4 protein-coding genes are annotated in these 4,778 nt (G+C 37.3%); all 4 read right to left on the minus strand.

Annotation, left to right across the window (positions count from 1 at the left end; all coding sequences use genetic code 11):
- A partial coding sequence (locus tag ABDZ84_RS19445; protein ID WP_343782693.1) for an ATP-binding cassette domain-containing protein occupies positions 1 to 331 on the minus strand: 331 nt, incomplete at its 3' end.
- Positions 332 to 349: 18 nt separating this feature from the next.
- Complete coding sequence (gene opp3C, locus ABDZ84_RS19450; RefSeq protein ID WP_121605799.1) at positions 350 to 1,507, minus strand: oligopeptide ABC transporter permease; 1,158 nt, start codon at positions 1,505 to 1,507, stop codon at positions 350 to 352.
- A 1-nt stretch (position 1,508) separates the two neighbouring features.
- Positions 1,509 to 2,438, minus strand: coding sequence for an oligopeptide ABC transporter permease (gene opp3b / locus ABDZ84_RS19455; protein WP_166531005.1), 930 nt, complete (start codon positions 2,436 to 2,438; stop codon positions 1,509 to 1,511).
- Positions 2,439 to 2,572: 134 nt separating this feature from the next.
- Positions 2,573 to 4,237, minus strand: a complete 1,665-nt coding sequence (locus ABDZ84_RS19460; protein WP_343782696.1) for a peptide ABC transporter substrate-binding protein — start codon at positions 4,235 to 4,237, stop codon at positions 2,573 to 2,575.
- Between the last annotated feature and the right edge of the window lie 541 nt (positions 4,238 to 4,778).

Consider the following 4,778-nt stretch of genomic DNA (forward strand, 5'->3'; position numbering starts at 1 on the left):
CTACCTTCATCGTCGGATTTAACGATGTCATCGGATCTTGGAATACCATCGAAATATCTTTACCACGGAGTTTTTGCATCTCTTTCGTAGATTTGTTAACCAAATCCTCACCTTCAAACAAAATCTCCCCTGATTTGACAAAGCCGTGTGGCTTAGGTAAGAGCTGCATTAACGCCATCGATGTTACCGACTTTCCCGAGCCAGATTCACCAACAATCGCTAATGTCTCCCCCTTTTTCAAATCAAAGTTCACACCTCGAACAGCTTGTACTTCACCGTTGTAGGTGTTAAATGAAACGCTCAAATCCTTTACTTCTAACAATTTACTCATTTAGAAACACCTACCTTCTTATTTATGCATTTTCGGATCAAACGCATCACGTAATCCATCTCCAATTAAGTTAAATGCAATCATAATGACTGAAATCAGTACTGCTGGGTAGACTAATAGATATGGATATTGTCTGATATTGTCGAATCCAGTATTTATTAGCGTACCTAGAGATGCATCCGGCGGAACCATCCCTAATCCAATAAAGCTTAGAAATGCTTCAAAAAAGATGGCACTAGGTATCGTAAACATCGTATTAATGATAATAATCCCACTAATATTTGGAACTAGATGCTTCCGAATAATTTTTCCATTCGTTGTGCCCAACGTTCGTGCAGCAAGCACAAATTCCTGATTTTTCAGCTTCAACACTTCACCACGGACGATCCGGGCCATTCCAATCCAACCCGTTATCGTCAGAGCGATAATAATCGATATAATACCTGGCTGTAATACGAGAATCATTAATAGAATAACAACAAGATTCGGAATTCCGACTAATATTTCTAGTATTCGTTGCATCACATTGTCGACTCTTCCGCCATAATATGCGGAAATACCACCATATGCGACACCAATTACGAGATCAATCGCCGCCGCAACTAATGCGATAATTAAGGAAACTCGTGTACCTAACCATAATCTTGTCCATTGATCCCGACCAAGCGTGTCGGTACCTAGCCAGAAATATTGATCGGACATATCCTTGGCTTCATAAACATGATAAGTAGCTTTTACTTCTGCAGAATTATTGCTGCCATCCCCTTCAGACAGCACCTTTATATCAATAAATTCTTCTTGGTTATCATAACGGGATATAGCCTTTTGTGTAGCTTGTTCAACATTATCACCTTTGAATTCATCCTTTAATGTCCCATCAAAACCTAACCATGAAATATTTTCTAAAACGGGGGCATGCGGAGGCATTTTGGCTCGTGATAAGTCTTGATCATCTAAACCATGCTCATTCATACCCGGTCCGATGATACTAAATACAACAATCACAGCCAGCAGAATAACACAAAACATTGCCATTTTATTTTTGAAGAAGGTTCGTCTAGCATCTTGCATAAATGTTCGACTAGGGCCTGATATTTTTTCACTATCATTCTCTTTATCTTTTATAGGTACTAGTAATTCTTTTGGGACCTGATTTTTTTGATGATCTTTCTCCATATTAGCTTTCCCCCCCTGTAAGCCTGATTCTAGGGTCAATTAATACATATAGGAGGTCGATGATTAAGATGATTACTACAAATAAAAATGCGAAAAGTATTGTCGTTCCCATAATTACTGGATAATCATTAACCATAACCGATGTAACAAATTGTTCTCCTATTCCTGGCACAGCGAATATTTTTTCAATAACAAGCGTTCCTGTCATTAAACTCACTGCCATTGGGCCAATCACGGTCACAAGTGGAATAAGTGCATTACGCAAGCCGTGTTTAAAGATAATGCCGACTTCGCTGACACCCTTTGCACGTGCCGTTGTAATAAAGTTAGAACCCATTACTTCGATCATTTCCGTACGCGTAAAACGAGCAGCCGTTGCCATCGGGAATATCATCAAGGCGATCGTTGGTAATATGGTATGTTCAAACGTTCCCCATAATGCGACAGGGAACCAGCCTGTTTCCACGGCAAGGAACCATTGGAGTAGTCCAGCAAATACGAAGGATGGAATAGATGTCCCGAGTACTGCTAATATTGTCGAACTATAGTCAAGAAATCCATTGTGCGATATTGCAGCTATTAAACCGAATAAAATTCCTAGAATTGTTCCTACTAATAATGATTGCGCTCCCAACTGTGCAGATGGGCCTATTCGATCCATTAAAATATTCGTTACAGGTGTATTATCAAACGCAAAGGAAATACCTAGATCTCCCTGTACAAGACCTTTCATATAATTTACGTATTGAACGGGAACCGGGTCATTCAAGCCGTATTTTTCTAATACAATGGCTTTTTGTTCTTCACTCAATTTATCCTCTGCATTAAGCGGACTACCAGGCAACATTTTCATCAGAAAGAATGACACGGTAGCAATAATAAACAGTGTAATTGCCATATACATGACGCGACGTAAAATGTAGCGTAACATGCTTGCACCTCCTAAAATTAAGCTAATGTTCAATATTATGAGAATATATCAATATAAGGGGAAAAAGAGAGTATGCATCATGCAGTGCCTACTCTCTCTTTAAAATTTCTATCTTAACTTAAAATGATGTGCGCTTATTCTACACTTGCCCATTTGTACTCATATGTTGGACCAAATGCGTTCATGTATACGCCATGCATCTTAGGAGATACTAATTGTGCTTTAGCACGTTGATAAACAGGTGCTATTGCAGCATCTTCAAATAAAATCTTTTCTGCTTCCAAGAAATTCTCGTAGCGAGCAGTATTATTAGTAGCTAATTCAGTTGTCGTTTCTTCTACTAATTTGTCATATTCTTTATTTGAATATCCCATTTTATTGTTTCCACCGTCTGTCACCCAAAGGCTCATATATGTGTATGGGTCAAGGTAATCTGGTCCCCAACCAGACAGTTGGATGTCATAATCCATTTTTGTGTCTAGGTCTAAACGTTGTTCACCAGGTACTTGCTTTAGGTTGATTTTTAGGCCATCTAGATTTGACTCTAGTTGATTAACAAGATATTCATTCATTGTTTTAGCCGTTTCTGTATCACCAGATAGGAATTCAAGCTCAATGGAATCTTTACCTAATTCTTTTAGACCTTTTTTCCAGTATTCTTTTGCTGCTTCTGGATCATACGTAATATGATCTCCACTTACTTCGCGGAAGTCTTTTTCACCTTCTGGCATTTGAACAAAGTTTTCCGGAATTAAACCATTTGCAACGACAGAACCATTGTTAAGAATAACATCAACTAATGATTGCTTATCGAATGCTCTACTTAGTGCAGCACGAATATTTGTATTAGCTAAAGCTTCATTTCTTGTTTCATTAAATTTTAGATACCATACTGACATTTCAGGAGAAACATTGTAATCTTCGTGTGTAGCATATTGGTCAACCAAATCTGAAGATAAGTCAGCACGATCTACTGTACCTTTTTCATATAGGTCCACTGCTGTTTGTGGGTCTTTAACAACCTCATATGCCAATTTATCTAGTTGTACTGTATCCGCATCCCAGTAACTTTCATTCTTTTCTAGATCCCAAGAACTGCTTGTGCTAGTCCAATTTTTCAATACAAATGGACCGTTTGATAATACTGTCTCAGAACTTGTAGCATATTTATCACCTTGTTCTTCAACGAACTTTTCATTTAATGGTAAGAACGTACCGAACGTTGTGAGTGATTCAAAATATGGAGTTGGGTTTTCAAGCTCAACTACTAATGTATAATCATCTTTAGCAGTAACTCCTAACTCGTCTACAGCAGCATCTCCACTACTAACGGCTTCAGCGTTTTTAATAACACCGCTCATCATGTAAGGACCATACTCTGAACCAGTTTCAGGGTTAACCGCACGTTGCCATGCATAAACAAAGTCATTTGCAGTAACTGGGTCCCCATTTTCCCATTTAGCATCTTCACGTAGTGTAAAAGTCCAAGTTAGACCATCGTCACTTACTTTATGTTCTTTTGCGATACCTTCTGTAGGTTCGCCATTTTTATCTAAGCGATATAGTCCTTCCATAGTAGAACCTAAGAACTGGAAAGAGAACTCATCTGTTGCCATGGAAGAATCCATTGTAGAGATTGTTCCACTTTGTAATAGATTAAGTGTATTATCGCCACTACTTTCACTTGTACCAGAATCTTTACTTTTTGATCCTTCAGTACTATTGTCATCGCCACCGCAGGCTGCTAAAAAAACACTTAGTACGATACCAAGTGCAACCAATAATGACCATTTCTTCATACTAATATCCTCCCTTAGATGTCCCTTTTTTCTGAATATTTTAGTATTTTTCGCTACTAAGAATTCGGTTACAGTTAAAAATTATATAACTTTTAGACAAGTTTGAAAAGGCTTTTTACCTAAAACAGTTTATTTTAATTATTCCTACATTTCTTAATTTATAAGACTTCGTTATTACTAAAATGTCGTTTAATCCTGATTTCATGCATGGTTTCGTCATTTTTCTACAAAGTTTTCATATTCAAAATTTTAGGATATTTGGTTTAAAATACAAGTAATTTTCAGTCAAAAGAATGACGTTTTAAGAACTATTTAAAAATAGGTAACTGAATTAATTTTCATTTTTTAATATCCTTATTGAAATCCGATTCATCTAGAAGTGTTATAAAAATCAAAAAAGCTACTAAAATTAAGAAAAACCTGAGCAAAATTCGCTCATTCCTTATCACTAAATGCTCAGATCTACGCTTCCTCTGGGGCTGGGACAAAACCCAGTAACTGAAAAAAGTGGTACGCCAATTTAGGGCGTATCACTTTTTTT

It is taken from the genome of Virgibacillus salarius (genome assembly GCF_039521925.1).
GTDB lineage: Bacteria > Bacillota > Bacilli > Bacillales > Amphibacillaceae > Virgibacillus > Virgibacillus salarius.

Coding starts and splice junctions, on each gene's coding strand:
- opp3b (WP_166531005.1), bottom strand. CDS start 2,438: ATGTTACGCTACATTTTACGTCGCGTCATGTATATGGCAATTACACTG.
- ABDZ84_RS19460 (WP_343782696.1), bottom strand. CDS start 4,237: ATGAAGAAATGGTCATTATTGGTTGCACTTGGTATCGTACTAAGTGTT.
- opp3C (WP_121605799.1), bottom strand. CDS start 1,507: ATGGAGAAAGATCATCAAAAAAATCAGGTCCCAAAAGAATTACTAGTA.